Here is a 1154-nt window from a genome sequence, read left to right as displayed (position 1 = left end):
TGGCTTGGTGGTGCCGGGGCCAGGGCTTGGGCGACAACGCCAGCGCCGCGCTGCACCTGCGCGCCGACGATGGCAGCACCCACCCGGTGTTCGACCTGGACCTGCGCAGCGAAAGCAACGACGAGTACGACGGCACGCTGCACGTGACCTGCACTAATCACTGGCTGCGGCACCTGGGGGCCTACGTGCAGTTTCTGGACGGGGCCGGCCAGCCCCTGACACCGCCTAACTGGCCCGAGCAGCTGCCGGAGTTTCTGCGCAAAGACAACCAGCGCAACCCCACCAAGAAATTCCTGGCGCTGCTGCCGCCCATCAACACCCTGTGCGGCATTCCCCTCGCCGCCGACCCCGTCGAGCTAAGCATTCCCGTTCCGAAGGGGGCCGAAACCATTCGGCTGCTCACGGGCGGCCTGGGCACCGGCGACTACGACCTCGACGTGTGCGGGCCCGGCATTCTGATGACGTTTTACATCGACCTGCTGCTGCCGGTGGTCATTCTGGCCTTGGGCGCGGCCATCGAGGAGTCGGGCATCGTGAACGAGATTATGAAGGACAAGCCAATGTTTTACGGCCTGCTGGCGCTGGGGGGCAGCGCGGTAGCCGGCAATACCGGCCTGGACATCAAGCGGCGGGGCGATGCCGAGATTCCGCTGCTCAAGGCCGCCAACCTCGTGGGCCCGGTGCTGCTGAAAACCGGCCTGAAAAAGTTTATTGCCCGCAAAGCCACCGAAGGCGCCGCCGCCCGGGCCATTCCGTTCGTGGGGCTTGCCTTCCAGATTTTCGGGGCCGTGGTCACGGTTGCCAACCTGACGCAAACCACCGTCGCCATCGCGCAGTCGCCCTTCTACTACCGCACCGACATCGGCCGGGCCATCGACTTGGAAGTGGAGCTGATGCCGGACCGGCGCTTCAACAAGTTTCCGGCGCTGGCCCGGCGCTACCGCGTGCTCGTGGCCTACGACAAAAGCGCCACCACCCAGCACATGGAAGGCGTGCTGGATGGCCGCCCGCTCAGCGACCCCATTCGGGTGCACTTCCGCGATGTACCGGGCGGCGGGCGGCTGAAGGTGTTCGTCTTTATGTACGCCGCCAATGGCTGGCAGGCGGGCCAGGGCGAATCGGGCTGGCTGCGGGCCGAGGGCGACGCCGACGCC

General features: G+C 66.6%; 1 protein-coding gene. It reads left to right on the top strand.

Translation table 11 applies throughout. The features are described 5' to 3' along the window. Window positions 1-1154, top strand: a 1154-nt coding sequence (locus ACYVDE_RS23550) for a hypothetical protein (RefSeq protein ID WP_460503961.1), incomplete at both ends; no start/stop codon positions are given.

It is taken from the genome of Hymenobacter agri, assembly GCF_054778495.1.
This window is presented reverse-complemented; position numbering and strand designations above follow the sequence as displayed.